Source organism: Sphingomonas melonis (assembly GCF_013409985.1).
Taxonomy (GTDB): Bacteria; Pseudomonadota; Alphaproteobacteria; order Sphingomonadales; family Sphingomonadaceae; genus Sphingomonas; species Sphingomonas melonis_A.
The window spans coordinates 296,228-322,455 of sequence record NZ_JACCBY010000002.1; the positions used below are offsets into that span (position 1 = coordinate 296,228).

The 26,228-nt window shown below is 66.9% G+C and carries 24 protein-coding genes; 4 read left to right on the forward strand and 20 right to left on the reverse strand.

The features are described 5' to 3' along the window. Positions 1–63: 63 nt before the first annotated feature. From gltX to HD841_RS08020, 3 genes are read left to right on the forward strand one after another with little or no spacing between them, the layout of a single operon-like run. A complete protein-coding gene (gene gltX, locus HD841_RS08010) occupies positions 64–1,470 on the forward strand; it encodes a glutamate--tRNA ligase (protein WP_179508368.1) in 1,407 nt (468 codons plus the stop codon). A 16-nt stretch (positions 1,471–1,486) separates the two neighbouring features. Then, positions 1,487–2,770 carry a citrate synthase gene (locus HD841_RS08015; protein ID WP_179508369.1) on the forward strand — a complete coding sequence of 428 codons (1,284 nt, stop codon included), beginning with the start codon at positions 1,487–1,489 and terminating at the stop codon, positions 2,768–2,770. Then, positions 2,770–2,973 (forward strand): hypothetical protein, encoded by a 204-nt coding sequence (locus tag HD841_RS08020; protein WP_179508370.1) that lies wholly within the window; start codon positions 2,770–2,772, stop codon positions 2,971–2,973. Before HD841_RS08015 ends, HD841_RS08020 begins: the two co-directional genes overlap by 1 nt. 93 nt (positions 2,974–3,066) lie before the next feature. Here HD841_RS08020 and HD841_RS08025 read toward each other — a convergent pair whose 3' ends face one another. From HD841_RS08025 to HD841_RS08040, 4 genes are all read right to left on the reverse strand, one after another. Further along, positions 3,067–4,422: a sensor histidine kinase gene (locus HD841_RS08025; protein WP_179508371.1), complete on the reverse strand. Its 1,356-nt coding sequence runs from the start codon at positions 4,420–4,422 to the stop codon at positions 3,067–3,069. Then, positions 4,419–5,516 carry a DUF2336 domain-containing protein gene (locus HD841_RS08030; protein ID WP_179508372.1) on the reverse strand — a complete coding sequence of 366 codons (1,098 nt, stop codon included), beginning with the start codon at positions 5,514–5,516 and terminating at the stop codon, positions 4,419–4,421. The genes HD841_RS08025 and HD841_RS08030 overlap by 4 nt, the downstream gene beginning before the upstream one ends. Before the next feature lie 34 nt (positions 5,517–5,550). Then, positions 5,551–6,681 (reverse strand): hypothetical protein, encoded by a 1,131-nt coding sequence (locus HD841_RS08035; RefSeq protein WP_257015357.1) that lies wholly within the window; start codon positions 6,679–6,681, stop codon positions 5,551–5,553. Between the two features lie 116 nt (positions 6,682–6,797). Continuing rightward, the gene (locus tag HD841_RS08040) at positions 6,798–7,088 is read right to left on the reverse strand and encodes an Hpt domain-containing protein (protein ID WP_179508374.1); all 291 of its coding nucleotides are present in this window, start codon (positions 7,086–7,088) and stop codon (positions 6,798–6,800) included. 111 nt (positions 7,089–7,199) lie between these two features. On the opposite strand from HD841_RS08040, the gene HD841_RS08045 reads away from it, so the two are divergent. After that, a complete protein-coding gene (locus HD841_RS08045) occupies positions 7,200–9,488 on the forward strand; it encodes a hypothetical protein (protein WP_179508375.1) in 2,289 nt (762 codons plus the stop codon). Positions 9,489–9,533: 45 nt separating this feature from the next. On the opposite strand, the gene HD841_RS08050 is transcribed toward HD841_RS08045, so the two are convergent. The 16 genes from HD841_RS08050 to HD841_RS08125 all read right to left on the reverse strand — a co-directional run bounded on the left by HD841_RS08050 (position 9,534) and on the right by HD841_RS08125 (position 26,193). After that, positions 9,534–9,818 carry a DUF1467 family protein gene (locus tag HD841_RS08050; RefSeq protein ID WP_179508376.1) on the reverse strand — a complete coding sequence of 95 codons (285 nt, stop codon included), beginning with the start codon at positions 9,816–9,818 and terminating at the stop codon, positions 9,534–9,536. A gap of 6 nt (positions 9,819–9,824) precedes the next feature. Then, on the reverse strand, positions 9,825–11,480 hold the full coding sequence (locus tag HD841_RS08055; RefSeq protein WP_179508377.1) for a ribonuclease J: 1,656 nt from the start codon (positions 11,478–11,480) through the stop codon (positions 9,825–9,827). 57 nt (positions 11,481–11,537) lie between these two features. Continuing rightward, on the reverse strand, positions 11,538–12,320 hold the full coding sequence (locus HD841_RS08060) for a type III pantothenate kinase (protein ID WP_179508378.1): 783 nt from the start codon (positions 12,318–12,320) through the stop codon (positions 11,538–11,540). Positions 12,321–12,322: 2 nt separating this feature from the next. Then, positions 12,323–13,036, reverse strand: a complete 714-nt coding sequence (locus tag HD841_RS08065) for a biotin--[acetyl-CoA-carboxylase] ligase (protein ID WP_179508379.1) — start codon at positions 13,034–13,036, stop codon at positions 12,323–12,325. Further along, positions 13,033–14,487: an NADH-quinone oxidoreductase subunit NuoN gene (gene nuoN / locus HD841_RS08070; RefSeq protein WP_179508380.1), complete on the reverse strand. Its 1,455-nt coding sequence runs from the start codon at positions 14,485–14,487 to the stop codon at positions 13,033–13,035. The genes HD841_RS08065 and nuoN overlap by 4 nt, the downstream gene beginning before the upstream one ends. After that, positions 14,487–16,019, reverse strand: a complete 1,533-nt coding sequence (locus HD841_RS08075; protein WP_179508381.1) for an NADH-quinone oxidoreductase subunit M — start codon at positions 16,017–16,019, stop codon at positions 14,487–14,489. Before HD841_RS08075 ends, nuoN begins: the two co-directional genes overlap by 1 nt. Beyond that, positions 16,016–18,157 (reverse strand): NADH-quinone oxidoreductase subunit L, encoded by a 2,142-nt coding sequence (nuoL, locus tag HD841_RS08080; RefSeq protein WP_179508382.1) that lies wholly within the window; start codon positions 18,155–18,157, stop codon positions 16,016–16,018. Before nuoL ends, HD841_RS08075 begins: the two co-directional genes overlap by 4 nt. Positions 18,158–18,163: 6 nt before the next feature. Next, positions 18,164–18,469: an NADH-quinone oxidoreductase subunit NuoK gene (gene nuoK / locus HD841_RS08085; protein ID WP_179508383.1), complete on the reverse strand. Its 306-nt coding sequence runs from the start codon at positions 18,467–18,469 to the stop codon at positions 18,164–18,166. After that, the gene (locus HD841_RS08090) at positions 18,466–19,077 is read right to left on the reverse strand and encodes an NADH-quinone oxidoreductase subunit J (RefSeq protein WP_179508384.1); all 612 of its coding nucleotides are present in this window, start codon (positions 19,075–19,077) and stop codon (positions 18,466–18,468) included. Before HD841_RS08090 ends, nuoK begins: the two co-directional genes overlap by 4 nt. Before the next feature lie 43 nt (positions 19,078–19,120). After that, positions 19,121–19,606, reverse strand: a complete 486-nt coding sequence (gene nuoI / locus HD841_RS08095) for an NADH-quinone oxidoreductase subunit NuoI (RefSeq protein WP_179508385.1) — start codon at positions 19,604–19,606, stop codon at positions 19,121–19,123. Between the two features lie 124 nt (positions 19,607–19,730). Then, entirely contained in the window at positions 19,731–20,756 is a 1,026-nt protein-coding gene (gene nuoH / locus HD841_RS08100) for an NADH-quinone oxidoreductase subunit NuoH (RefSeq protein WP_179508816.1), read from the reverse strand. Positions 20,757–20,782: 26 nt separating this feature from the next. Continuing rightward, positions 20,783–22,786, reverse strand: a complete 2,004-nt coding sequence (nuoG, locus tag HD841_RS08105; RefSeq protein WP_179508386.1) for an NADH-quinone oxidoreductase subunit NuoG — start codon at positions 22,784–22,786, stop codon at positions 20,783–20,785. Beyond that, positions 22,786–24,090 (reverse strand): NADH-quinone oxidoreductase subunit NuoF, encoded by a 1,305-nt coding sequence (nuoF, locus tag HD841_RS08110; RefSeq protein ID WP_179508387.1) that lies wholly within the window; start codon positions 24,088–24,090, stop codon positions 22,786–22,788. Before nuoF ends, nuoG begins: the two co-directional genes overlap by 1 nt. Next, positions 24,090–24,758 (reverse strand): complex I 24 kDa subunit family protein, encoded by a 669-nt coding sequence (locus HD841_RS08115; protein WP_179508388.1) that lies wholly within the window; start codon positions 24,756–24,758, stop codon positions 24,090–24,092. Before HD841_RS08115 ends, nuoF begins: the two co-directional genes overlap by 1 nt. Beyond that, entirely contained in the window at positions 24,758–24,985 is a 228-nt protein-coding gene (locus tag HD841_RS08120; protein WP_179508389.1) for a hypothetical protein, read from the reverse strand. Before HD841_RS08120 ends, HD841_RS08115 begins: the two co-directional genes overlap by 1 nt. Further along, positions 24,982–26,193, reverse strand: coding sequence for an NADH-quinone oxidoreductase subunit D (locus tag HD841_RS08125; RefSeq protein ID WP_179508817.1), 1,212 nt, complete (start codon positions 26,191–26,193; stop codon positions 24,982–24,984). The genes HD841_RS08120 and HD841_RS08125 overlap by 4 nt, the downstream gene beginning before the upstream one ends. Between the last annotated feature and the right edge of the window lie 35 nt (positions 26,194–26,228).

Genomic DNA, 26,228 nt, shown 5'->3' on the forward strand with positions numbered 1-26,228 from the left:
GCGTGCTAGGGCCCGCGGCGGCCGCTCCGGCCGTCACGTCTCGAATTCTGGGAGCAAGCGCGGTTGAGCGCCACGAACGATAATCCTGCGACCATCGTCACGCGCTTCGCGCCGTCGCCGACCGGCTATCTGCATCTCGGCGGCGCCCGTACCGCGCTGTTCAACTGGCTCTACGCCCGCCACCACGGCGGCAGGTTCCTGCTGCGGATCGAGGATACCGATCGCGCACGCTCCACCCAGCCGGCGATCGACGCGATCCTCGGCGGACTGAAGTGGCTCGGCATCGACTGGGATGGCGATGCGGTCTTCCAGTTCGCGCGCGCCGACCGTCATGCCGAGGTCGCGCACCAGATGGTGGCGAACGGTCATGCCTATCGCTGCTACATGACCGCGGAAGAGATCGCCGCGCAACGCGAAGCGGCACAGGCGGCGAAGAAGCCGCTGCGCATCCGCTCGCCGTGGCGCGACGCCGATCCGGCCACCGCGCCCGAGGGGCAGCCGTTCGTCGTCCGCCTCAAGGCGCCACGCGACGGCGCCACGACGATCGAGGATCGTGTCCAGGGGTCGGTGACCGTCCAGAATGCCGAGCTCGACGATCTGATCCTCCTGCGCTCCGACGGGACGCCGACGTACATGCTCGCCGTGGTGGTCGACGACCATGACATGGGCGTGACGCACGTGATCCGCGGCGACGACCATCTCAACAACGCCTTTCGGCAGTTGCCGATCTACAAGGCGAACGACTGGCCCGAGCCGATCTACGCGCATATCCCGCTGATCCACGGCACCGACGGTGCCAAGCTGTCGAAGCGCCACGGCGCCGTCGGCATCGAGGCTTATCGCGACGAACTCGGCATTTTGCCGGAAGCGTTCGACAATTACCTGCTCCGCCTCGGCTGGGGCCATGGCGATGACGAGATCATCAGCCGCGCACAGGCCACCGAATGGTTCGACCTCAGCGGCGTCGGCAAGAGCCCGTCACGCTTCGATATCAAGAAGCTCGAGAACCTCAACGGCCACTATATCCGCGCTGCCGACGATGCCCGGCTTGCCGCGCTGATCGCGCCGATCGGCGGCTATGACGACATCGACCTGCTCACCCGCGCGATGCCGGTGCTGAAGGCCCGTGCCGCCAATCTCAACGAGTTGAGCGAGGGCGCACGCTTCCTGTTCGCCAGTCGCCCGCTCGATCTGGATCAGGCAGCTTCGGACCTGCTCGGTGGCGGCGCGCCTGCGCTTCTCGCTGCACTGCACGCCGCGCTTGACGCGGTGCAGCAGTGGGATCAGGAGGCTCTCGAAGCAGCGGTACGGCAGGTCGCCGAGGCCCAGGGCGTCAAGCTCGGGCAGGTCGCCCAGCCGCTCCGCGCCGCTCTCACCGGGCGTAAGACGTCGCCCGGAATCTTCGATGTGCTCGCGCTTCTCGGCAAAGAGGAAAGCCTCGGCCGGATCGCGGACCGAATGGCAGTCTGATAGGAAGGACCACGACATGACCGACGCCGCCAAAGTATCCGTGGACGGTAAGGATTTCGACTACCCGGTCATGTCCGGCACGGTCGGGCCGGATGTCGTCGACATCCGGAAGTTCTACGCGCAGACCGGCGACTTCACCTACGATCCGGGCTTCACCTCGACGGCATCGTGCCAGTCGAAGCTGACCTATATCGACGGCGACGAAGGCGTGCTGCTGCACCGCGGCTATCCGATCGGCGAGCTGGCGGAAAATTCCAGCTTCATGGAAGTCGCCTATCTGCTGCTCAACGGCGAGCTGCCCGAGCAGGGCGAGCTGGCGCAGTTCGAGCATACGATCTCGCGGCACACGATGGTGCACGAGCAGCTCGCGACCTTCTTCCGCGGCTTCCGTCGCGATGCGCATCCGATGGCGATCCTGTGCGGCGTCGTCGGCGCGCTGTCCGCCTTCTACCACGATTCGACCGACATCCACGATCCGGTACAGCGCACGATCGCCAGCCACCGCCTGATCGCCAAGATGCCGACGATCGCCGCGATGGCGTACAAGTACAGCGTCGGCCAGCCGTTCCTGTATCCGGACAATTCGCTGAGCTACACCGGCAACTTCCTGCGCATGACCTTCGGCGTGCCGGCGGAGCCCTATGAGGTGAACCCGGCGGTCGAGAAGGCGATGGACCGGATTTTCATCCTCCATGCCGATCACGAGCAGAATGCCTCGACCTCGACCGTGCGTCTCGCCGGTTCGTCGGGCGCCAATCCGTTCGCCTGCATGGCGGCTGGTATTGCCTGCCTGTGGGGTCCGGCGCATGGCGGCGCCAATGAGGCGGCGCTCAACATGCTGCGCGAGATCGGCACGCCCGATCGCATCCCCGAGTTCATCGCCCGCGCCAAGGACAAGAACGATCCGTTCCGCCTGATGGGCTTCGGCCATCGCGTGTACAAGAACTACGATCCGCGCGCGACGGTGATGCAGAAGACGGTGCGCGAGGTGTTCGACGCGCTCAAGGTCAACGATCCGCTGTTCGAAACCGCCTTGCGTCTCGAGGAACTGGCGCTCAGCGACGACTATTTCATCGAGAAGAAGCTGTTCCCGAACGTCGACTTCTATTCGGGCGTGATCCTGTCGGCGATCGGCTTCCCGACGTCGATGTTCACCGTGCTGTTCGCGCTCGCCCGCACCGTGGGCTGGGTCGCGCAGTGGAACGAGATGATCACCGATCCCGACCAGAAGATCGGTCGTCCGCGCCAGCTCTACACCGGCCCGACGCAGCGTAGCTACGTTCCGGTGGACCAGCGCTGATGCGTCGCGCCCGGCCGGTCCTGCTCTCCGTCGGCGTCCTGATGGCGCTGATGGGGATGCTCTGGATCGGCCAGGGCCTGGGCTACATCCATTGGCCCGAATCGAGCTTCATGCTCGACCAGCGGCCGTGGGCCGATCGCGGCGTCGCGCTCGCGGTCGCCGGATTGTTGTTGATCCTGGTCGCCCGCCGCTTGCGGAAATAACCCGCACTTCCCGCTTTGGGACAGGTGTACGGCGCCAGATGACGGGAGAAGCAGGGGCATAGCACCGCCTCGCTTCTCGGGTTCAGACCGGTTTCAGGACGTCGCCGAGATCGGCAGCGACAGGGTGAAGCGCGCGCCCTTGCCCAGCGTGCTGTCCACCGTGAGGTCGCCGCCCATCGCCCGCGCCAGGCGGCGCGCGATATACAGGCCGAGGCCATTGCCCCCCGCCTCGCTCGGATCGACCCGCTCGAACTTCTCGAAGATGCGCGCCTGATCCTCCGCGGCGATGCCCTTGCCCTGATCGGCGACGATCGCTTCCGCCATCTCGCCACTCCGGCTCACGGTCACGCTCACCACCCCGCCCTCGGGCGAATAGCGTAGCGCATTGCCGATCAGATTGACCATGATCTGCAGCGACCGGCGGAAGTCGCCAGACGCCGGAACGCGCAGGTCCGGCAACGGCCGCGCGATCGCCACCCCGGCATTGGCGGCGCGCACCGACAGCAACCCGGCCGCGCGACGCGCGACATCGGCGAGGTCGATCGCCTCCGTCTCCAGCGTGAAATCAGGCTGTTCCACCGCCTGCAGGTCGACGAGATCGTCGACCAGACCCAGCAGATGACGACCGGCATTGGCGATGTCCGAAGCGTAATCGACATAGTCGCGCTGCACCGGCCCTTCCGCTTCGGCGTGGATCGAATCGGCATGGGCGATGATCCGCGCCAGCGGCGAGCGCAGCGCCCGGTCCAGCCCCTCGGTGAAATCGGTGGAGATGCTGGCCCCCGGCGCTGCCGGCGCCGCCTCGGCAACCCGCGCGACCCCCGTGAGACCGGCGAAATCCCCCGCAGCATCCTCCTTGACCATAGCGGTCAGCAGCATGCGCGTGTCGCCGCTACGCAGCCGCGCGCGCTGCTCTTCGAAGGGGCGTCGCCGCGCAACCGCTTCCAGGATCGGCAGCGCACCGCTTTCGGTCGCATCCAGCGTGAAGAGCGCCGTCAGCGGCTGACCGAGCAAGGCCAGCGCGTCGAGGCCCAAGCGCCGCGCTGGATCGATCGCGACGAAGGTCAGGCGCAACCCGGCGTCAGTTTCCCACGACAACGCGCCCTCCTCGATCACCGTGGCCAGCGGCCGCTCGGCGACCGCCCGCGGCCGCACCCCGCGCCAGCCGCTTACCGCCATGCGGACGCCATCGCCCTCCGGCTGCACCCGCACCCACAGTTCGAGGTCCGCGTCCTGATCCGCCACCGTCACGGATCGTGACACGAGGATGCCGAGCCGTCGGGCCAGCCGCACGACGGTCGCCAGTTGCGGGATCGCCAGCGCTGCCCCGACCGTCCCGCCAGCCTGATCGTTGAGCGCCAGCAGCGCGGGATCGGCGGCGATCAACCGGCCGTCGCCGTCGAGCGTCGCATGGCTGAGCGGCATGTCGGGAATGGTGTCGACCCTCATCGCGATCCCCGCGTCAGTGCGGCGATCGCCAGCCGCAGATCCTGATGAAGCGTCAGCGGCGCCAGCGCCGCCCGAGCCGCCTCTCCCGATACGGCGACGATCCCGTCGAGATCGTCCGCGAACGCCTCGATATCGCGCCGCGGATCGGCGTCGGCCAGCGCCAGCGCGATACGGGCGATCGCAGCCCGGCCCAGCCCCGCTGCGCGCAACGCCAGCCACAGGCGGTCACCCTCGGGCTCGAGCACGATCGTCCGCGCCCCTTCGAAATCCAGATCCACCGCCCGCGCGAGCACCGCGATGAACAGCAGCAGCCGCCGGTCGCCCAACGTCTCGACCAGCAGTTCGCCCACCTCGTGCGGGCGAGCATCGATCGCCGCCGCCAGCCGCAGCGCGGCGGCTTCGGGACGCTGCCCCTCGTCATGCGCGGCGAGATTGCGCTGCGCCGCCTCGACGATCGCCCGATCCGCGCCATCGTCCTCACCCGCCGCCGCGATCTGCGCCTCGCGGATCGATGCGGCGACCCACCAGACCAGTTGATGATGGCGCTCGGCCGGCAAAATCCCGGAAATCACCCCGCCCTGCTCCGCCGCCGCGCGCCGCCGCGTCTCCGCCGACAACAAGGCGCGCGCCGCGGCAGCGACGACGCCGTCATCGACTTCCGCCAGTCGCACCAACAGGCTTGCCTGTTCGGGCGATGCGGCGGTCGGCGACAGGCGCTCGGCGATCAGGTCGCAGCGGACCTGCGCGAGCAATTCGTCGATCAGCAGCCGATCGTGCAGCAATCCGGCGCGCGACAGCCGTCGCACCACGTCGTCCTGCCGCTTCAGCAGCGCCTCCGCCTGTGCCTCAACGCCCCGCCCGGACAGGACACGCGCCGCGTGGCGACGGATTTCCATCTCGATGCCCTGGACGACGCCGTGTAGCGTCCGGCTCAGTGTCAGCCGCGTACGCTCATCGAGCCGCGCCTCGTCGGCGAGGAAAAAGTCGGCGATCGCTCCTGTCAGGCGCGCGTCCGCCCGCGCGGCAAGCCGGCGCGCTGCATTGATACGGGTGTCGAGCACATCCCGCTCCGTCTTTTCCGGTCCGACCGCCATGGCCCGATGTTATGTCTTTATCATTAAGAGAGCGCTAAGACTTAAGCCGCAATCGTTCGATTGCGGCAGCCAAAGTCGCGCAGGCGTAGATGCTTGCCAGGCCAAGCCCGGCGAGTGGCGCCGAGACGATCGCGCTCAGCCAGACGAGCGTCAGATAGGCGGGCGCGCCCCCCCACCACATCAGCCGTGGACGGCGGCCGAGCGCGCGTTCGCCGAGCACGCCGAGCAGGACGAGGCCGATCGCCAGCACCTCCGGCGCGCCGTCGGCCTGCTGCTGCCCCGCCGCGCGGCCGTACAACAGGACCGCCAGCGCCGGAAGAACGCCCGACAGAATCTGCAGCCATCGTTGCACCGCGGGATCATCGCGTAGGTCCGCCAGCGTCGCGGCGAGCGACAGGCCCAGCGTGCCGAGCAAGGTCAGCAGCAAGCCCATGCCGGGATAGGATACGGCGATCAGCGTCAGCCCGAGCACCCCGATCGCACCGGCGCCGGCCGCCACCGCAACGGCGGGCACCGCACGCGGGACGAGCAGCGGGATGATCGCGCGCGCCAGCGGCGCGGTGACGAATCGCTCGAACCAGCCGCTGCGGCCCGAGATCATCGCCGCCAATACGGTGCGGCCGCGCGCTTCGAGCGCCACCGCCGAATGGCCGACGCCATGGCCGCCGCGGATCGCCTCCGGCGGCAGCAGCAGATGCACCGCATGCGCCTGCGACGCGAGCCGGACGAGCGTCGACTGCACGTCGTAATCGCGCGGCATCACCGCGAGTTCGGCCAGCCGTCGCGGATCAAGCCGCGCGACACCCGCCCATACCATGCCGCTGCCGACGCGCTCATAACCGAGCACCGCCTGGTCCTCGGGCATCACGAGCAAGGCGTCGCCGCCATCGCGCGCCAGCACCCTCAGCGTCTCTGCGGTGGTGGTCAGGCCGTCGGCGAGCATCAGCACGCGCGCCAGCGGATGGAGCTTCTCCGCCGCCTCCGCCGCGGTCCGGACGGTGTCGACCGCGACCCCGCGCTTGCCGATGCGGCTGATCGCCCCGAGCAATTCCGGCGTCAGCCGCGCGACAAGGATCACGATCTGCGACGCCCCCGCCGCGATCAACATCCGGGCCTGATATTCGATCAGCGTCACGCCGCCGAACGGCAGCGTTGCGGTCAGCATCGCGGGCCGATCATCCGCGTCGTGTATGGCGAAGAGAAAGCCGGCGAGCATCCGGCCGCTGTTAGGCGGTGATGCCGCTCATGCCTAGAGCCACGCGCGCTTTGTCGCGCGCGGGATCAGAGGCGGGCGATCGACCGCTGCAGCTTGGCGAGAATGGCGGTGTCGTTGGGCAATTCCGCCGCTTGCGACGCGAGCGCCATCAACCGCACCGCGCCGAAGCTCGCCGCAAGGCCCTTCAGCCGTGCCGCCGCGCCGCGCCATTCGTCGTCATCACCGGCGGCTTCCAGCGCCGCCAGCCCCCGCTGTGCGCTCTCGACGAACGCCAGCCGCAACTCGGCGATCAACGCCGGTTCGTCACCCACTGCCGCGGCCAGCGCCGCATCGATCGCACCTGGATCATAAGCCATGGACACCCTGTAACGCCGAGCTGCTTAACCAAGCGTTGCGGTTTTGCTTTATGAGAGTCGCGAAGACGGGTAGGTTCGCCATCGAAGAACGGGGGTTCCATGATCATCGACATGCGGGCAGACAGCGGCACCAACGACGCTCACGCCTCTGGCGGCTACGTGCAGTCCGCTGACTATCCGGCGGAACACGACAGCGAATGGCCCGCCGAGCCGCTCCCCTGGACGGATGCCGCCGAGCCCGAGACGCCCCGTCTCGCGTGGCTGCCGCCGGCGCTGGCGGCATTGCTGTCGCTGCTCTGGGTCGGTGGCATGCTGTGGCTGGCGCGCGATCAGATCCCGTTCCTGCTACCCGTCGACCTCGCCCAGTTCGTCGCCGCGCTGGCCGTCGTGCCGGTCCTGATCGGCATCGTCTATCTGCTCGCGCTGCGGACCAGCCGGCGTGAGGCGCGACGCTTCGGCAGCACCGCCGCGGCGATGCGCGCCGAAGCCGCCAGCCTGGAGCGGACCGTCGCGATGCTGTCGCACGCGCTCGACGGCAACCGCCGCCAGCTCGCCGAACAGGTCGCCACGCTGAAGACGATGGGCGACAATGCCAGCGAGCGGCTCACCTCGGTCAGCCGCGGCATGGCGCAGCAGATCGACCAGGCGGAGGCCCATGCCTATGCCCTGTCGCAGGCTGCGGCCGATGCGCAGCAGAGCCTCGGCGTCCTGCTCGCCTCGCTGCCCCGTGCGCAGGCCGAGGTCGCCGATGTCCAGCATCTGCTCGACGACACCGGCCTCGCCGCCAGCGAGCATGCCGCCGCGCTCGCCGCGCAGCTCGCCGCCCTGGTCGAGCGCGGCCGCGAAGCCGAAAGCGTCGCGGGCAGCGCGGCGCAGAAGCTCGCGGCACATATCGCCCGCATGGAAGCGACCAGCGAAACCGCCAGCGCCCGGCTGGAGACGGTGACCGGCAGCATGTCGGACGCGGTCGATGGTCTGCTCGATCGCACCGCCGATGCCGTCGACGAGGCGCGCAAGGGCATTGCCGTCCAGGGCGAGGCAATGCTGGCGATGCTCCGCGTCAACCAGGCCGCGCTCGACAATGCCGCGCGGGACAGCGTCGAAGCGCTGACCGATCGCGTGGCGGGCCTGGAGGACGTCATCGATCGCGTTACATTGCGCCTGCACGATCAGCGCCTGGCGAGCGAGGAACTGCTCGCCGGCCTCGACGGCAGCATCGCCCAGGTCGAAACGCGTCTCGACCAGCTGCATACGCAGGGCGTCGAACGCTCGCAGGTGCTCGCGGCATCGATCAGCGCGCTCGGCGGCTCCGCCGACGCGATGACGGAGGCGCTGCGCACGGGCGATGCGATGGCGTCACGCACGATCACCACGACCGAATCGCTCCTCATCGCGCTCGATGCCGCGGCCCGCGAGATCGACGAGACACTGCCCGAGGCGCTCGCCCGGCTCGATGCGAAGGTCGTCGCCAGCAAGCAGGTCGTCGCCAGTACCAAACCCGAACTGCTCGCCTTGGTCACCGCCGCCGAGAGCACGCACGAGGCGATCGAGGCGATCGCCGGCGTCATCTCCGAACAGAGCAGCACGCTCGACCAGCTGTCGGGCACGTTGCTCCAGACGCTGGGCGAAGGACGCGCCAAGGCGGATGCGCTCGGCATGATGGTCGACGAGACGATCGAGCGGACGCATCGCTTCGCCGAGGATGCGGCGCCGCGGCTGGTCGATGCGCTGCTGCGGGTGCGCGAGACCGCGACCGTCGCCGCCGACAAGGCGCGCGAGACGCTGACCGCCGTCATCCCCGACGCCGCGGCGCAATGGGAACAGGCCGGCGCCGAGGCGATGCGCCGTGCCACCGGCGATACGGTCGAGCGGCAGGTCCGCGCCATCGCCGACGCCACCGGCGAGGCGGTCGAGGCGGCGACGCGCGCGACCGAGCGGCTGTCGGCGCAGGTGCGGCAGATCCTCGAACAAAGTGCCTTGGTCGAGACGCGGGTCGAGGAAGCCCGCGCCGAGCGGGAGGAGGCGGAGCACGACACTTTCGCCCGTCGCGCCTCGCTGCTGATCGAATCGCTGCACTCCGCGGCGATCGACATCACCAAGGCGTTCGCGCCCGACGTGTCGGACAGCGCCTGGGCGGCGTATCTGAAGGGCGACCGCGGCGTCTTCACCCGCCGCGCGGTGCGCGTGCTGGACCCCAGCGGCGCACGCGACATCGCCCGGCTGTACGACGACGACGCGACCTTCCGCGAGGCGGTGAACCGCTACATCCACGACTTCGAAAGCATGTTGCGCAACGTCCTGACGCAGCGCGACGGCTCGCCGCTCAGCGTGACCTTGCTGTCGTCGGATATGGGCAAATTGTATGTCGCGCTGGCGCAGGCGATCGAACGGCTGCGGTGAGCGGCACGGCGGCTCCGGGATGACGGGATCGTCATCCCGGATCGCTCACATGGCGTTGTAGACCGCCTCGCGGTCGAACAGGTCGAGCATCTGCGGCGTGACCCAGCCATAGTAATAATTGGCGACGAACAGCCCGAACAGCAGCGTGGCGACGATCGTCACACGCAGCGCCAGCCGCCCGAGCCGGAACTCGTGGGGGGCGCTCTCGGCCTGGCCGGCGACATAGTCACCGCCCACCTCGCGCGTCGTGCGGACGCCCCAAGGCAGCACCAGGAACACCGAAAACGCCCAGAACAGGACGTAGATCGCAAGCATCGACGTCCAGCGCATCGCGGATCAGGCCTCGACGATCAGCACGTCGACGATCGGCTTCTTGCCCGTCCAGCGCGTCGCGACACGACGCACCGCAAGCCGGATATCCTCGCGACGCCGGTCGATCTCGCGCTTCTGGCCCTTCATCGCCTCGGCTGCGGCCTCGGCGGCATCCTCGACGAACGCCGCACGGTCCTCTTCGACCGGCACGCCCTGCACGCGGATCTGCGGCCGCCCGAGCGCGCGACCGTCGCGACCGATCGCGACCGCCACCGAAATCTGGCCGTTGATCGCCAGACGACGGCGCTCGTTGATCGTCGATCCGTCCGCCGGCAGGATCACGTCGCCGTCCAGCACCAGCCGGCCGACACCGGCATTGCCGATCTTCTCGACCTTGCCGGGCAGCAGGCGCAGGATGTCGCCGTCGCTCTGCACGATCGACTGCGGCACGCCCTCGCTCAGCGCGAAGCGCGCATGCTCCATCATGTGGCGCATCTCGCCGTGCACGGGGATCAGCACCTCCGGCCGGATCCACTTGTACATCTGCGAGAGTTCGGGGCGGCCGGGGTGGCCGGAGACGTGGACGTGCGCCTGGCGCTCGGTGATCATCACCACGCCCTTGCCGGCCAGCGTATTCTGGATCTTGCCGATCGCCACCTCGTTGCCGGGGATCTGCTTCGACGAGAAGATCACCGTGTCGCCGAGGTCGAGCTTGATCGTATGCGACCCATCGGCGACGCGGGCAAGCGCGGCGCGCGGCTCGCCCTGACCGCCGGTGGCGACGATCAGCACCTTGTTCTTCGGCAGGCGCATCGCGGTGTCGGGATCGACCGTCTCCGGGAAATCACCGAGATAGCCGGTCGCCCGCGCCACCTTGAGGATCCGGTCGAGCGACCGCCCGGTGACGCACAGCTTGCGCCCGGTCTCCTTGGCGACCTGCCCCAAGGTGTGCAGCCGTGCCGCGTTGGACGCGAAGGTGGTGACGAGCACGCGCCCCTTCGCCTTGGCGACCTGTTCGGCCAGACCGATGCGGACGGAGGCTTCGGAGCCCGATGCCTCGGCGTTGAAGACGTTGGTCGAATCGCACACCAGCACGTCGACGCCGGCGTCGCCGATGCGGCTGAGCTGTTCGGGGCTGGTCGGCTTGCCGATCACCGGGGTGGGATCGAGCTTCCAGTCGCCGGTATGGAACACGCGGCCGGCCTTGGTCTCGATGACGAGCGCATTGGGCTCGGGGATCGAGTGCGACAATTCGATGAAGCTGACCCCGAACGGGCCGATCTGCACGCCGGCGATGCCGCCGTCCTTGCCCGGCTGGATCACGCGCAGCTTGACGCGATTGGCATTGCCTTCTTCTTCCAGCTTGCCGCGGATCAAGCCGGCGGTGAACGGCGTCGCGTACAACGGCACGCCAAGATCCTCGGCCAGATAGGGCAGCGCGCCGATATGATCCTCATGCCCGTGCGTCAGCACGATCCCGACGAGATCGTTGATGCGATCCTCGATGAACGCGAGGTCGGGCAGGACGATATCGATGCCGGGATAGGCGGCGTCGGCGAAGGTCACGCCGCAATCGACCATCAGCCACTTGCCGGCGTGGCCATAGAGATTGACGTTCATGCCGATCTCGCCGGAGCCACCGAGGGCACAGAAGAGAAGTTCGTTGGTCTTGGGAGTCATTTAGGTCTTTCAAAGAAATGGAGCGCCCGGCGGGCCGATGGATGGCGCGAGCGCGTCTCAGCCAATATGGGCGTTTTGGTACATGATCGCCAGCCCTTGTATCGTCAGGTCCGGCTCGATGACGTCGAACACGTCGGTATGCTGTTCGAAGAGAGTGGCGAGGCCGCCGGTGGCGATCACCCGGACGGGGCGGCCGATCTCCGCCTTCATCCGCGCGACCAGCCCTTCGATCATGGCGATATAGCCCCAATAGATGCCGATGTTCATCTGATCGACCGTGTTGCGGCCGATCACGCTGCCGTTGCCCTGCGGCGCCTCGATCGCGATCCGCGGCAGCTTCGCCGCGGCGCTGACCAGCGCGTCGAGCGACAGGTTGATGCCGGGGGCGATGATGCCGCCCTTATAGGCGCCCGAATAGTCGCTCGCGTCGAAGGTGGTCGCGGTGCCGAAATCGATGACGATGAGGTCGCCGTCATGCAGCGCATGCGCGGCGATCGTATTCACCGCGCGATCGGCGCCGAGGCTCTGCGGCTCGTCGACGTCGAGCTCGATTCCCCATTCGACCGGCGCCCGCCCGGCGATCAGCGCCTCGCAGCGGTAATATTTCTGCGCCAGCACCTGCAGATTGTGGAGCGCCCGCGGCACGACGGTCGCGATGATGACGCCGTCGACCTGGCTGCGGTCATAGCCTTCGAGCGCGAACAATTGGCTGAGCCAGACGGCATATTCATCGGCCGTGCGGCGCGGGTCGGTCGCGATGCGCCAGCGGGCCTTGATCGTGCGCCCCTCGACCAGCGCGAAGACGACATTGGTATTGCCGGCATCCACCGCGAGCAGCATCGTCAATCCTTCAGGAGAAAAACGTCGGCAGCGTGAATGACATGCCGCTCGCCCGACGCCAAGCGCAGGATGAGCGCGCCGTCCGGATCGAGCCCGTCGAACAGCCCGTCCCATGCGCGACCATCGGGCAGGCGGACGCTCAGCGCGGTGCCGACCGGGTGCGCCGCGGCGAGCCAGGCATCGCGGATCGCGATCAGCCCCTGCCCCCGCCAGACCGCGAGCCAGCGTCCGAACGCATCCGCCAATACCTCGATAAAGGTCGCCGGATCGACCGGTGCGCCGACCGCGGCGAGGCTGGTCGTCGCGCGATCGGGCAGGTCGGGATGGTGCGCCAGATTGACGCCGATGCCGACCGCCACCGCATCCTTGCTGCGCTCGAGCAGGATACCCGACAGTTTGGCGCCGTCGAGCAACAGGTCATTGGGCCATTTCAGCCCCGCCGCGCGCCCGGCGGGCATGAAGACGCCGACCGCCTGGTGCAGCGCGACCGCGGCAACGAGCGCCAGCGTTGCCGCCGCAGGATCGGTAGGCCGGAGGCGGACCAACGTCGTCGTATAGAGGTTACCCGGCTCGGACACCCATGATCGCCCTAACCGCCCCTTGCCGGCGGTCTGCCGCTCGGCGCGAAGCCAGAGCCCCTCCCCGGCACCCTGGCGCGCGAGGAGGAGCATGTCGGCGTTGGTCGAGCCCGTCTCGGCGACGGTCCGGATCGTCAAATCGCCGGGAACAGCGCGCGGGCGGCGGCCATCGTCCAGCCGCCGAGCAGCGGGATCGCCAGATAGCCGAGCGGCGAGACGAACGCCGCGGTCAGCACGATCAGCCCGCCCTCGACCGGATTGTTGCCCTTGGGGAAGGCCGGCGCCGGCTCGTCGAAGTACATCGTCTTGACGACCCGCAGGTAATAATAGGCGCCGATCGTCGAGGCGGCGATACCGATCACCGCGAGCGGGAACAGGCCGGCGCGCACCGCGGCGTCGAACACCGCGAACTTGGCGTAGAAGCCGAACAGCGGCGGGATGCCGGCAAGGCTGAACATGAAGATCGCGAGCGCCGCGGCCAGGCCCGGGCGGGTGCGCGACATGCCGGACAGCGCCGCGATGCTCTCGACCGGCTGCCCCTCGTCATCGCGCATCTGCAGCACGATGAGGAACGAACCAAGCGTCATCGCAATGTAGATCGTCATGTAGATCATCACGCCCGACACGCCCTCGGGCGTTCCGGCGGCGAGGCCGACCAAAGCGAAGCCGACGTTGTTGATCGACGAATAGGCCAGCAGGCGCTTGATGTTCGTCTGGCCGATCGCCGCCACCGCGCCGAGGATGATCGAGGCGAGCGCCGCGAAGATCACGATCTGGCGCCACTGATCCGTCGCCGGCCCCATCGCCTCGACGGCGACGCGGATGGCCAGACCCATGGCCGCAACCTTGGGCGCCGACGCGAAGAAGGCGGTGACCGGCGTCGGTGAGCCCTCATAGACGTCGGGCGTCCACATGTGGAACGGCACCGCCGCGATCTTGAACGCGATCCCCGCGAAGACGAAGACCAGGCCGAACAGCAGACCGAGCGACTGCGGCCCGGCATAGGCCGCCGCGATGCCGCTGAACAAGGTCGTGCCCGAGAAGCCGTACACCAGGCTGATCCCGTAGAGCAGGATGCCGCTCGCCAGCGCGCCGAGCACGAAATACTTCAGGCCCGCTTCCGCCGAGCGCGTGTCGCGGCGCATGAAGCTCGCCAGCACATAGGCGGCGAGGCTCTGCAATTCGAGGCCGACGTAGAGCGTCAGCATGTCGCTCGCCGACACCATCAGGCCCATGCCCGCCGCGGACAGCAGGATCAGCACCGGATATTCCGGGCGCAGATCGTCGCCGTGGGTGCGCTGGAAGAAGTCGGGCGCGATCACGATGCTCACCGCCGCGGCGATGAAGATCAGCACCTTGGCAAACGCGGCGAACGCGTCGGCGCGATACAGGCCGTCGAATGCCGACCCGCCGTAGCTGGCCGGACCGAACAGCGCGAGACACGCGCCGGCGAGGACGGCGACGGCGGCCCACGATACGGCGCGGGTTGATGCCGATCCGCCCCAGGCGGACACCAGCATCAGGACGATGGCTCCCGCCCCGAGGATCACCTCGGGCAGGGTCATGGCGAGATTGGCGGCGTAATCCATCAGTGAGCGGTTCCGTGGGCGGCGGCATGCGCCGCTGGAAGGGGCTTGCCGGCAGTCGGCTGGGAGTCGGAGGCGGGCGTCGCACGCTCGATGCGGGCGAGCAGCACGCCGACATCCTTGCGCATCGGCGCCATGAAGCTCTCCGGGTAGACACCCATCCACAGCGTGACGGCGGCGATCGGCGCGAGCAGCCACAATTCGCGGTGCGACAGATCCTCCATCGCACGCACGTCGTCCGACTTGATCTCACCGAAGACGACGCGGCGGTAGAGGTACAGCATATAGGCCGCGCCAAGGATGATGCTGGTCGTGCAGAGCAACGCGATCCAGGTCGACACCTGATAGGTGCCCATCAGCGACAGGAACTCGGCGACGAAGCCGCTGGTCCCCGGCAGGCCGATCGACGCCATGGTGAAGAACAGGAAGAACAACGCGTAACGCGGCATGTTGATCGCCAGACCGCCGTAGCGGCTGATCTCTCGGGTGTGCAGCCGGTCGTAGATGACGCCGACGCACAGGAACAGCGCGCCCGACACCAGCCCGTGGCTGAGCATCATGATCATCGCGCCCTCGATCCCCTGCCGGTTGAAGGCGAAGAGACCGATGGTGACGATCGCCATATGCGCGACCGACGAATAGGCGATCAGCTTCTTCATGTCGGACTGCACCAGCGCGACGAGCGAGGTGTAGATCACCGCCACCGCCGACAGGCCGAAGATCAGCCAGGTGAGCTGGCCCGAGGCTTCCGGGAACATCGGCAGGCTGAAGCGCAGGAAGCCATAGCCGCCGAGCTTGAGCAGCACGCCTGCCAGGATCACCGAGCCGGCGGTCGGCGCCTGCACGTGCGCGTCGGGCAGCCAGGTATGGACCGGCCACATCGGCATCTTCACCGCGAACGAGGCGAAGAAGGCGAGCCACAGCCAGGTCTGCGCATGCGCCGGGAAGTCATAGGCCTGCAATGCGGGGATGCTCGACGTACCGGCGGTCTGCGCCATGTAGAGCATCGCGATCAGCATCAGCAGCGAGCCGAGCAGCGTGTACAGGAAGAATTTGTACGACGCGTAGATGCGGTTCACCCCGCCCCAGATGCCGATGATCAGATACATCGGGATCAGGCCTGCCTCGAAGAACAGGTAGAAGAGGAACAGATCCTGCGCCGCGAAGGTGCCGATCATCAGCGTTTCGGTGAGCAGGAACGCCGCCATATATTCGGGCACGCGGTTGGTCACCGAACGCCAGCTCGCGCCGATGCAGATCGGCATCAGGAACACGCTGAGCATGATGAGCATCAGCGCGAAACCGTCGATGCCGAGGTCCCAGCGGAAGAAGCCGAACGCCGGGCCGTGCTCGACGAACTGCCATTGCGCGCCACCGATATCGTAATTGGCCCACAGCAGGATGCCGAGCGCCAGATCGACGAAGGTGGCGGCCAGCGCCAGCATGCGGGCGGTGGCGGCGGGAACGAACAGGCAGGCGATCGCCGCGAGCGCGGGGATCAACAGCATGATCGAGAGGATGGGCAGCCCGGTCACTGTGCGATCGCCCAGGTGACGACGGCGGTCAGACCGATCAGCATGACGAAAGCATAAGTATAGACATATCCGTTCTGGAGCCTGCCCGCGAGCCGGCTGGAGAGCTGCACCACCCAGGCCGAGCCGTTCGGCCCGAACCGGTCGATCGTCTGTTCGTCACCGCGATGCCACAGCAAACGGCCGATGGCGAAGGCGGGGCGGACGAAGATCAGGTGATAGAGTTCGTCGAAATAATATTTGTGGACGAGGAAGCGGTACAGGATGCGGAACTGGTCCGCGACCTGCGCCGGGAAGCGCGGTGCCTTGATATAGGCGTACCACGCCGTGAACAGCCCGAGCAGCATCGCGATCGTCGCCGACAATTTGATCGGCACCGGCACCTCGTGCATCGCGTGCATCAGATGCTCGCGGAACGCGATATCGCCCTTCCAGAACATCTCGCCCGCATCCGGCTCGATGAAATAGCGGTGGAAGACGAAGCCCGCCGCGATCGCACCGATCGACAGGATGATCAGCGGCACCAGCATCGGCCAGGGGCTCTCATGCGGATGGTAGCCGCCGGTTCCGGCCGGCAGGTCCTGCTGCGACGCACCGTGCACCGACGGGCGATCACCGCTGTCCTCGGCCTGCGCCGGGTTGCCATGCGCCTCGTCGGGATGATGCGCGTCATGGCCGTGCGCATGCCCGTCATGGGCGTGATCGTCATGGCCGTGGCCATGGGCGTCATGCAGCGCATGCTGGATATGCTCCGACGCGGCCCAGCGTGGCGTCCCCCAGAAGGTGAGGAACATCAGGCGCCACGAATAGAAGCTGGTGATCAGCGCGACGAGCACGCCGACGAACCATACGCCGGGCTCGCCCGCCGCCCAGCCCGCCTCGATGATCGCGTCCTTCGAGTGGAAGCCCGCGAAGCCGATGCCGAGCGGATTGCCGAACACCGCCGGCAGGCCGACGCCGGTGATCGCCAGCGTCCCCATCATCATGCCCCAGAAGGTCAGCGGGATGCTCTTACGCAGGCCGCCGTAATAGCGCATGTCCTGCTCGTGGTGCATCGCGTGGATGACCGAGCCGGCGCCGAGGAACAGCAGCGCCTTGAAGAAGGCGTGCGTGAACAGGTGGAACATCGCCGCGCCATAGGCGCCGACGCCCGCAGCGAAGAACATGTAGCCGAGCTGCGAACAGGTCGAATAGGCGATGACGCGCTTGATGTCGGTCTGCACCATGCCGACCGTCGCGGCGAACAGGCAGGTCGCGGCACCGACGACCATCACGACGTGCAGCGCGGTCGGCGACATCTCGAACATCGGCGACAGGCGGCAGACCATGAAGACGCCGGCGGTGACCATCGTCGCCGCGTGGATCAGCGCCGACACCGGGGTCGGGCCTTCCATCGCGTCCGGCAGCCAGGTGTGCAGGCCGAGCTGCGCCGACTTGCCCATCGCGCCGACGAACAGCAGCAGGCAGAGCACCGTCATCGTATCGGCCCGCATGCCGAGGAAGCCGATCGTCGAGCCGGCCATGGTGGGCGCGGCGGCGAGGATCGCGGGGATCGAGACGGTGCCGAACACCAGGAAGGTGCCGAAGATGCCGAGCATGAAGCCGAGATCGCCGACGCGGTTGACGACGAACGCCTTGATCGCGGCGGCATTGGCCGACGGCTTGCGGAACCAGAAGCCGATCAGCAGGTAGGACGCGAGGCCGACGCCTTCCCAGCCGAAGAACATCTGCACCAGCGTATCCGCGGTCACCAGCATCAGCATCGCGAAGGTGAACAGCGACAGATAGGCGAAGAAGCGCGGCTGATCCGGGTCCTCGCTCATATAGCCCCAGCTATAGAGGTGGACGAGCGCCGACACGCTGGTGATCACCACCAGCATGATCGCGGTCAGCTGGTCGACGCGCAGCGACCAGTCGACCGTCATGTCGCCGCTGACAATCCACTTGAGCACCGGCACGACGGTCGCCGTGTTGGTGCCGGCGAGGAAGCCGAGGAAGATCGGCCAGCTGAGCAGGCACGAGACGAACAGCGCGCCGGTCGTGATCGCCTTGGCGGGCACGAAGCCGATCGCCTTGTTGCCGAGGCCGGCGACGAGCGCCGCCAGCAGCGGCAGGAACACGATGAAGAGGATGGAGGTCACCGGTATTTAGCCCTTCATCCGATTGACGTCGTCGACCGCGATGGTGCCGCGGCCACGGAAATAGATCACCAGGATCGCCAGCCCGATTGCCGCCTCGCCGGCGGCGACGGTCAGCACGAACATCGCGAACACCTGCCCCACCAGATCGTGGAGATAGGCCGAAAAGGCGACGAGGTTCAGGTTCACCGCGAGCAGGATCAGCTCGATCGCCATCAGGATGACGATCAGGTTCTTCCGGTTTGCGAAGATCCCGAGCACGCCCATCGTGAACAGGATCGCCGCGACGACCAGGTAATGCGTAAGACCGATCACAATTGGACCCCCTGGCCGACCGGCGGCTGGACGTTGCGCGTCGCGTCCTCGGGACGGCGCGCGTTCTGACGGCTGATGTTCTGGCCGCGGACACCGCCGCGCTGGCGATGCGTCAGCACGATCGCGCCGATCATCGCGACGAGCAGGACGAAGCCCGCCGCCTCGAACACGAAGAGATAGCGCGTGTAGAGCAGCTGCCCCATCGCCTGGATGTTCGGCACGCCCTCGTTGATCGGCGCGATACGACGCCCGATCTTCAGGCCGCCGGTGCTCCACGCACCGATGCCGATGAGGATTTCCGCCGCCAGCGCGACCGCGAGCGCGAAGCCGAGTGCGGCATAGCGCGCGACACCGGCGCGCAGCTGCGCGACCTCGATGTCCAGCATCATCACCACGAACAGGAACAGCACGGCGACAGCCCCGACGTAGACGATTACGAGGAGCATCGCGATGAACTCCGCCCCGACGAGCACCATCAGCCCCGCCGCGTTGAAGAAGGCGAGGATCAGCCACATCACCGAATGGACCGGATTGCGCGACGAGATCGTCATCGCCCCCGAACCGATCACGATGATCGCGAAGAGATAAAAGGCTATGGCCTGGATCACGAGTTGGTCGGCCCCCTAAGCCCGGAATCGAATGCGGCGCGCATTAACGGTATGGCGCATCGGCGGCAAGGTTCGCCGCAATCGCGCGTTCCCAGCGGTCACCATTGTCGAGCAGCTTGGCCTTGTCGTAGATCAGCTCCTCGCGCGTCTCGGTCGAGAATTCGTAGTTCGGCCCCTCGACGATCGCATCGACCGGGCACGCTTCCTGACACAGGCCGCAATAGATGCACTTGGTCATGTCGATGTCGTAGCGCGTCGTGCGGCGGCTGCCGTCGTCGCGCGGCTCGGCCTCGATCGTGATCGCCTGCGCCGGGCACACCGCCTCGCACAGCTTGCACGCAATGCAGCGTTCCTCGCCGTTGGGGTAGCGGCGCAACACGTGCTCGCCGCGGAACCGCGGGCTGACCGGGTTGCGCTCATACGGGTAGTTGATCGTCGCCTTGGGCTTGAAGAAATACTTCAGCGTGAGGGCGTGCGCCTTCACGAACTCCCACAAGGTGAACGACTTGATGATCTGTCCGACGCTCAAGAGCTCAATCCCATCATTCGGTCGATCAACACGACCATCAATCCGATCCCGACGCCCGCGAGCGCCCGGTCACGCAAGGCCTGCGGCCTGAGGCCGCGGGCGATCATCCATTCGCTGGCCCGGCTCATCCGCCGACGGGTACGCGCATCAGCATCAGCACGCCCGACACCAGGAACACCCAGAACAGCGACAGCGGCAGGAACACCTTCCACCCCAGCCGCATCAGCTGGTCGTAGCGGTAGCGCGGCACGGTCGCCTTGACCCAGCTGAAGACGAAGAAGAAGAACAGCATCTTCGCGAACAGCCAGATGATCCCGGGCACGTAATAGAGCGGCGCCCAGTCGATCGGCGGCAGCCAGCCACCCCAGAACAGCGTCGCGTTGAGCGCGCACATCAGCAGCACGTTGGCATATTCGCCGAGCCAGAAGAGCGCGAAGCTCATCGAGCTATATTCGGTCTGGTAACCGGCGACGAGCTCGCTCTCCGCCTCGGTCAGATCGAACGGCGCGCGCTGCGTCTCGGCGAGGCTGGAGATGAAGAACATCACCGCCATCGGAAACAGCAGCGGGTTGATGCCGAATGCGTTGATGTGAAGGTTGAGCGTGCTGGTCTGCGCCATCACGATGCCGCTGAGGTTGAACGTCCCCGCCCACATCACGACCGAGATCAGGATGAAGCCGATCGCGACTTCGTAGCTGACCATCTGCGCCGCGGCGCGCAGCGCCGAATAGAAGGGATATTTCGAGTTCGACGCCCAGCCCGACAGGATCACGCCATAGACGCCGAGCGACGAGGCGGCGAGCACGTAGAGCAGGCCGACGTTGATGTCGGCGAGCACCACGCCGGCACCGAACGGCACCACCGCCCAGACGATGAGCGCCACCGTGAAGGTGATGATCGGCGCAAGCAGGAACAGGCCGCGGTTGGCGGCCGCCGGAACGATCGTCTCCTGCAGGAAGACCTTGAGGCCGTCGGCGAACGACTGGAGCAGACCGAACGGGCCGACGACGTTGGGGCCGCGACGCAGCGCCATCGCCGCCCAGATCTTGCGATCGGCATAGATGATCATCGCCACGGCGAGCATCAGCGGCAGCGCGATGACCAGGATGCCGACGATCGTCGCGACGAACCATGCCCATCCGTAGGACATGCCGACGGTGGTGTTGAAAAACTCGGTCACTCCGCCGCCTCCGCGAACGTCTCGCCATGGACCAGTTCGGCCGAACAGCGCTGCATCGTCGGGGACGCGCGGCAGATGGCGTTGGTCAGATAGAAATCCTTGATCGGATAGCCGGTGAGGCTCCCCTGCCCGGCGCCATCGAGCGCCGGCGGGTTCCAGTCATAGCCGGCGAGCTGGCCGACGTTGCGCAGCGCAGGCACTTCGGTCGCCATCGCTTCGCGCAGCCCGGCAAGGCTGTCGAAGGGCAGCGTTACGCCGAGCACTTCGGACAGCGCGCGGAAGATCGTCCAATCCTCGCGCGCGTCGCCGGGGGCGAACACCGCGCGCTCGCCACGCTGGACGCGCCCTTCGAGATTGACCCAGGTGCCCGACTTCTCGGCATAGGTCACGCCCGGCAGGATGACGTCGGCATGATGCGCGCCGGTGTCGCCGTGATGGCCGACATAGACCTTGAAGCCGCCGAACCTGGTGTAGTCCACCTCGTCCGCGCCGAGGAAGAAGGTCACCGCCGCCTGCGAGAGATCGGCGATGCCGCCCTTCTGCGCATAGCCGAGCATCAGCCCGCCCATCCGGCTCGCCGCCATATGGACGACGTTGAAGCCGTTCCAGCCGTCGCGGACCAGGTTGAACTGCTTGGCAAACGCAAGCGCCGCGGCATGGCCGCCCTTCATCGCGCCACCGCCGACGATGACCATCGGCTTGGCCGCGTCACCGAACAGCTTGGCGACCGCCTCGGGCAGATTGCCGAGCAGCGACAGGTCGGCACCCAGCCATTCGACCTTGTAGGTCAGCTCGGTTTCCGGCCCGATCGCGAAGACCTTCGCGCCCTTTTTGATCGCCTTGCGGATGCGGGTGTTCACCAGCGGCGCTTCCCAGCGCAGATTGGTGCCGACCAGCAGGATCGCATCGGCTTCTTCGACGCCGGCGATCGTGGTGTTGAAATTGACCGCGGCGAGGCTCGACGTGTCATAGTCCATGCCCGTCTGCCGCCCTTCGAGCAGCGACGACCCGAGCTTCGCGAGCAGCGCCTTGGCGGCGTACATCGTCTCGCAGTCGACCAGATCGCCCGCCACCGCCGCGACGTTCGCGCCGGCGGCCTCGACCTTGGTCTTGATGACCGCGAACGCCTCGTCCCAGCTTACCGGGGCGAGCTTGCCCTCACGGCGCACATAGGGACGGTCGAGACGCCGACGGACGAGGCCGTCGACATGGTGACGCGTCTTGTCGTGCGCCCATTCCTCGTTGACGTCCTCGTTGATGCGCGGGACGCAGCGCAGCACCTGACGGCCGCGGCTGTCGAGGCGGATGTTGGTGCCGACCGCATCCTGCACGTCGATGGTGAGCGTCTTCTTGAGCTCCCACGGCCGCGCTTCGTACGAATAGGGCTTCGAGGTCAGCGCGCCGACCGGGCAGAGATCGACGACGTTGCCGCTCAGCTCGCTGGTGACCGCCTGCTCGAGATAGCTGGTGATCTGCATGTCCTCGCCGCGATAGATCGCGCCGATCTCCTCGACCCCGGCGACCTCTTCGGCGAAGCGGACGCAGCGGGTGCACTGGATGCAGCGGGTCATGATCGTCTTGACGATCGGACCCATGTATTTCTCGGTCACCGCCCGCTTGTTCTCGGTGTAGCGGCTATGGCCCTTGCCATAGGCGACCGACTGGTCCTGCAGATCGCATTCGCCGCCCTGATCGCAGATCGGGCAGTCGAGCGGATGGTTGATCAGCAGGAATTCCATCACGCCCTCGCGGGCGTTCTTCACCATCGGCGTGGTCGTAAACACTTCCTGATTATCCGCGGCGGGCAATGCGCACGAGGCCTGGGGCTTGGGCGGCCCCGGCTTCACCTCGACGAGGCACATGCGGCAATTGCCGGCGATCGACAGCCGCTCATGGTAGCAGAAGCGCGGGATTTCCTTGCCCGCGGCTTCGCATGCCTGGAGGACCGTCGCGCCCTGCGGCACCTCGACCTCGATCCCGTCTACTTTCAGCTTCGGCATTATTCGGCAGCTTCCTGCATCGGCGTCATGTCGCCGCCGCTACGTTCGTTGATCCGGCGCTCCAGCTCGGGGCGGAAGTGACGGATGAGACCCTGGATCGGCCATGCCGCGGCATCGCCGAGCGCGCAGATCGTGTGACCCTCGACCTGCTTGGTGACCTGGTGCAGCGTATCGATCTCGGCGACGTCGGCGTCGCCGGTACGCAGCCGCTCCATCACGCGCCACATCCAGCCGGTGCCTTCGCGGCACGGCGTGCACTGACCGCAGCTCTCGTGCTTGTAGAAGTACGAGATACGGCTGATCGCGCGGACGATGTCGGTCGACTTGTCCATGACGATCACCGCCGCGGTGCCGAGGCCCGAGCCGACCGCCTTGAGGCCGTCGAAGTCCATCGGCGCATCGATGATGTCCTTGGCCGGCACCAGCGGCACCGACGAGCCTCCCGGGATCACCGCCAGCAGATTGTCCCAGCCGCCGCGGATACCGCCGCAATGCGTCTCGATCAGTTCGCGGAACGACAGGCCCATCGCATCCTCAACCACGCAGGGTCGATTCACATGCCCGCTGATCTGGTAGAGCTTGGTGCCCTTGTTGTTCTCGCGGCCGAAGCTGGAGAACCACGACGCGCCGCGACGCAGGATCGTCGGTGCGACCGCGATCGATTCGACATTGTTGACCGTCGTCGGGCAGCCGTAGAGGCCCGCACCCGCCGGGAATGGCGGCTTGAGCCGCGGCTGGCCCTTCTTGCCCTCGAGGCTTTCGAGCATCGCGGTCTCTTCGCCGCAGATATAGGCGCCGGCGCCGCGGTGGACGAAGACGTCGAAGTCATAGCCCGAGCCGCTGGCGTTCTTGCCGATCAGGCCCTTGTCATACGCCTCGGCGACCGCCGCGAATAGCGTCTCGGCCTCGCGGATATATTCGCCGCGAATGTAGATGTAGGCGGCACGCGCGCGCATCGCATAGCCGGCGATCAGCGCGCCCTCGATCAGCTTGTGCGGATCGTGGCGGATGATCTCGCGGTCCTTGCACGAACCGGGCTCGGATTCGTCGGCGTTGATGACGAGGAAGTTCGGCCGGTCGGGCTTGGGCTCCTTGGGCATGAACGACCATTTGGTGCCGGTCGGGAAGCCCGCGCCGCCACGGCCGCGCAGCCCGCTTGCCTTGATGACGTCGATGATCGCGTCCTGGCCGAGCGCCATCAGCGCCTTGGTGTTGTCCCAGTCGCCACGCTTCAGCGCCGCGTCGAGGTTCCAAGGCTGGAACCCGTAGACGTTGGTGAAGATGCGGTCCTTGTCAGCCAGCATCAGGCCCACTCGCTCCGATAATCGTGGTTGGCGTCGACCATCGCGGTCAGCGTCGTCGGGCCGCCTTCGGGGCAGCTGGTCTGGCGACCGATCGTCGACCCGGCCTTGGGCGTCTCGCCATTGGCGAGCGCTTCGAGCACCGCGACGGTGCGGTCGTAATCGAGGTCTTCGTAATTGTCGTCGTTGATCTGGACCATCGGCGCGTTGGCGCAAGTGCCCAGGCACTCGACCTCGGTCAGCGTGAACATGCCGTCCGGCGTCGTCCCGCCCTTGACCAGCCCGCGGTTCTTGCACGCCGCCAGCACATCATCCGACCCGCGCAGCATGCACGGTGTCGTGCCGCAGACCTGGACGTGATAGCGGCCGACCGGCGCGAGGTTGAACATCGTGTAGAAGGTCGCGACCTCGAACACCCGCATGTACGGCACGCCGATCTGGCGCGCGACGAACTCGATCACCGGCACAGGCAGCCAGCCCTGCGTCTGCGTCTCCGCCCCGACCTGACGCTGCGCAAGGTCGAGGAACGGGATCGACGCGGACTGCTCACGGCCCTTGGGGTAGCGCGCGAGGATTTCGTTCGCCTTCTTCTGGTTCTCTTCGTTCCAAGCGAAGCCGCCCCAGCGGGCGCGGGTTTCGGCTTCGTCAGGGATCTGCGGTGCTTCAGCCATTATTCTCCACCCCGCAATTCCATGCGGCGCTCCACACGGGTCAGTCGCTCGTCAAAGCGATCCATGCGGGCGTTCAAACCCGACATCGACAATACCATGTTATCCAAATGCTCTTCGGTGACGGTCATGCGCAACTTGATGTCATGCATGTCGCCTTCAATATGGGCGAGACGATCGTCGATACGGCGCAGCCGCTCGAGGATCAGGTTTTCAACATTGTCGGTCACCGGTCGCACTCGCCGAACACGATATCCATCGCGCCAAGGATCGCGGTGGTGTCGGCCAGCATGTGGCCGCGGCTCATGAAGTCCATCGCCTGGAGATGGCTGAACGCGGTCGGCCGGATCTTGCAGCGATAGGGCTTGTTCGAGCCGTCGGAGACGAGGAACACGCCGAACTCGCCCTTCGGGCTCTCGGTCGCGACATACACTTCGCCGGCGGGGACGTGATAGCCCTCGGTGTACAGCTTGAAGTGATGGATCAGCGCTTCCATCGACTGTTTCATCTCGGCGCGCTTGGGCGGCACCACCTTGCGATCGGTCGAGGCGATCGGCCCCTCCGGCATGTCGCGCAGGCACTGCTTCATGATCCGCGCCGACTGGCGGACCTCCTCCACGCGCACCATGAAGCGATCGTAGCAATCACCGCGGGTGCCGACGGGGATGTCGAACTCCATCCGGTCATAAACGTCGTAAGGCTGCGACTTGCGCAAATCCCAGGGGATGCCCGCGGCGCGGATCATCGGCCCCGAGAAGCCCCATGCGATGGCATCCTCGCGGCTCACCGTCGCGATATCGACGTTGCGCTGCTTGAAGATGCGGTTGTCGGCGACGAGGCTGATCGCATCCTCGAACAGGCGCGGCAGGCGCGTGTCGAGCCAGTCGGCGATGTCGGTGAGCAGCTTGAGCGGCACGTCCTGGTGGACCCCGCCCGGCCGCATGTAATTGTGGTGCATCCGCGCGCCCGAGGCACGCTCGAGGAAGTTGTAGCAATCCTCGCGGATCTCGAACATCCACAGGTTCGGCGTCATCGCGCCGACGTCCATGACGTGCGACCCGAGGTTGAGCATGTGGTTCGAAATGCGGGTCAGTTCGGCGAAGAAGACGCGCAGATACTGGGCGCGCAGCGGCACCTCGATATCGAGCAGCTTCTCGATCGCGAGCACGAACGTGTGCTCCATGCACATCGGCGAGCAATAATCGAGGCGATCGAAATAGGGGATCGCCTGCGCGTAGGTCTTGTACTCGATCAGCTTTTCGGTGCCGCGATGCAGCAGGCCGACGTGCGGATCGATCCGCTCGATGATCTCGCCGTCCAGCTCCATCACCAGCCGCAACACGCCGTGCGCGGCGGGGTGCTGGGGACCGAAGTTGATCGTATAGTTCTGGATCGTGACGTCACCCTCGGTCGGATGCGCCGGGCTGGTGGCGTGCATCAGCTCGTCGACATAGGGATCGACCGTGGTGGTGG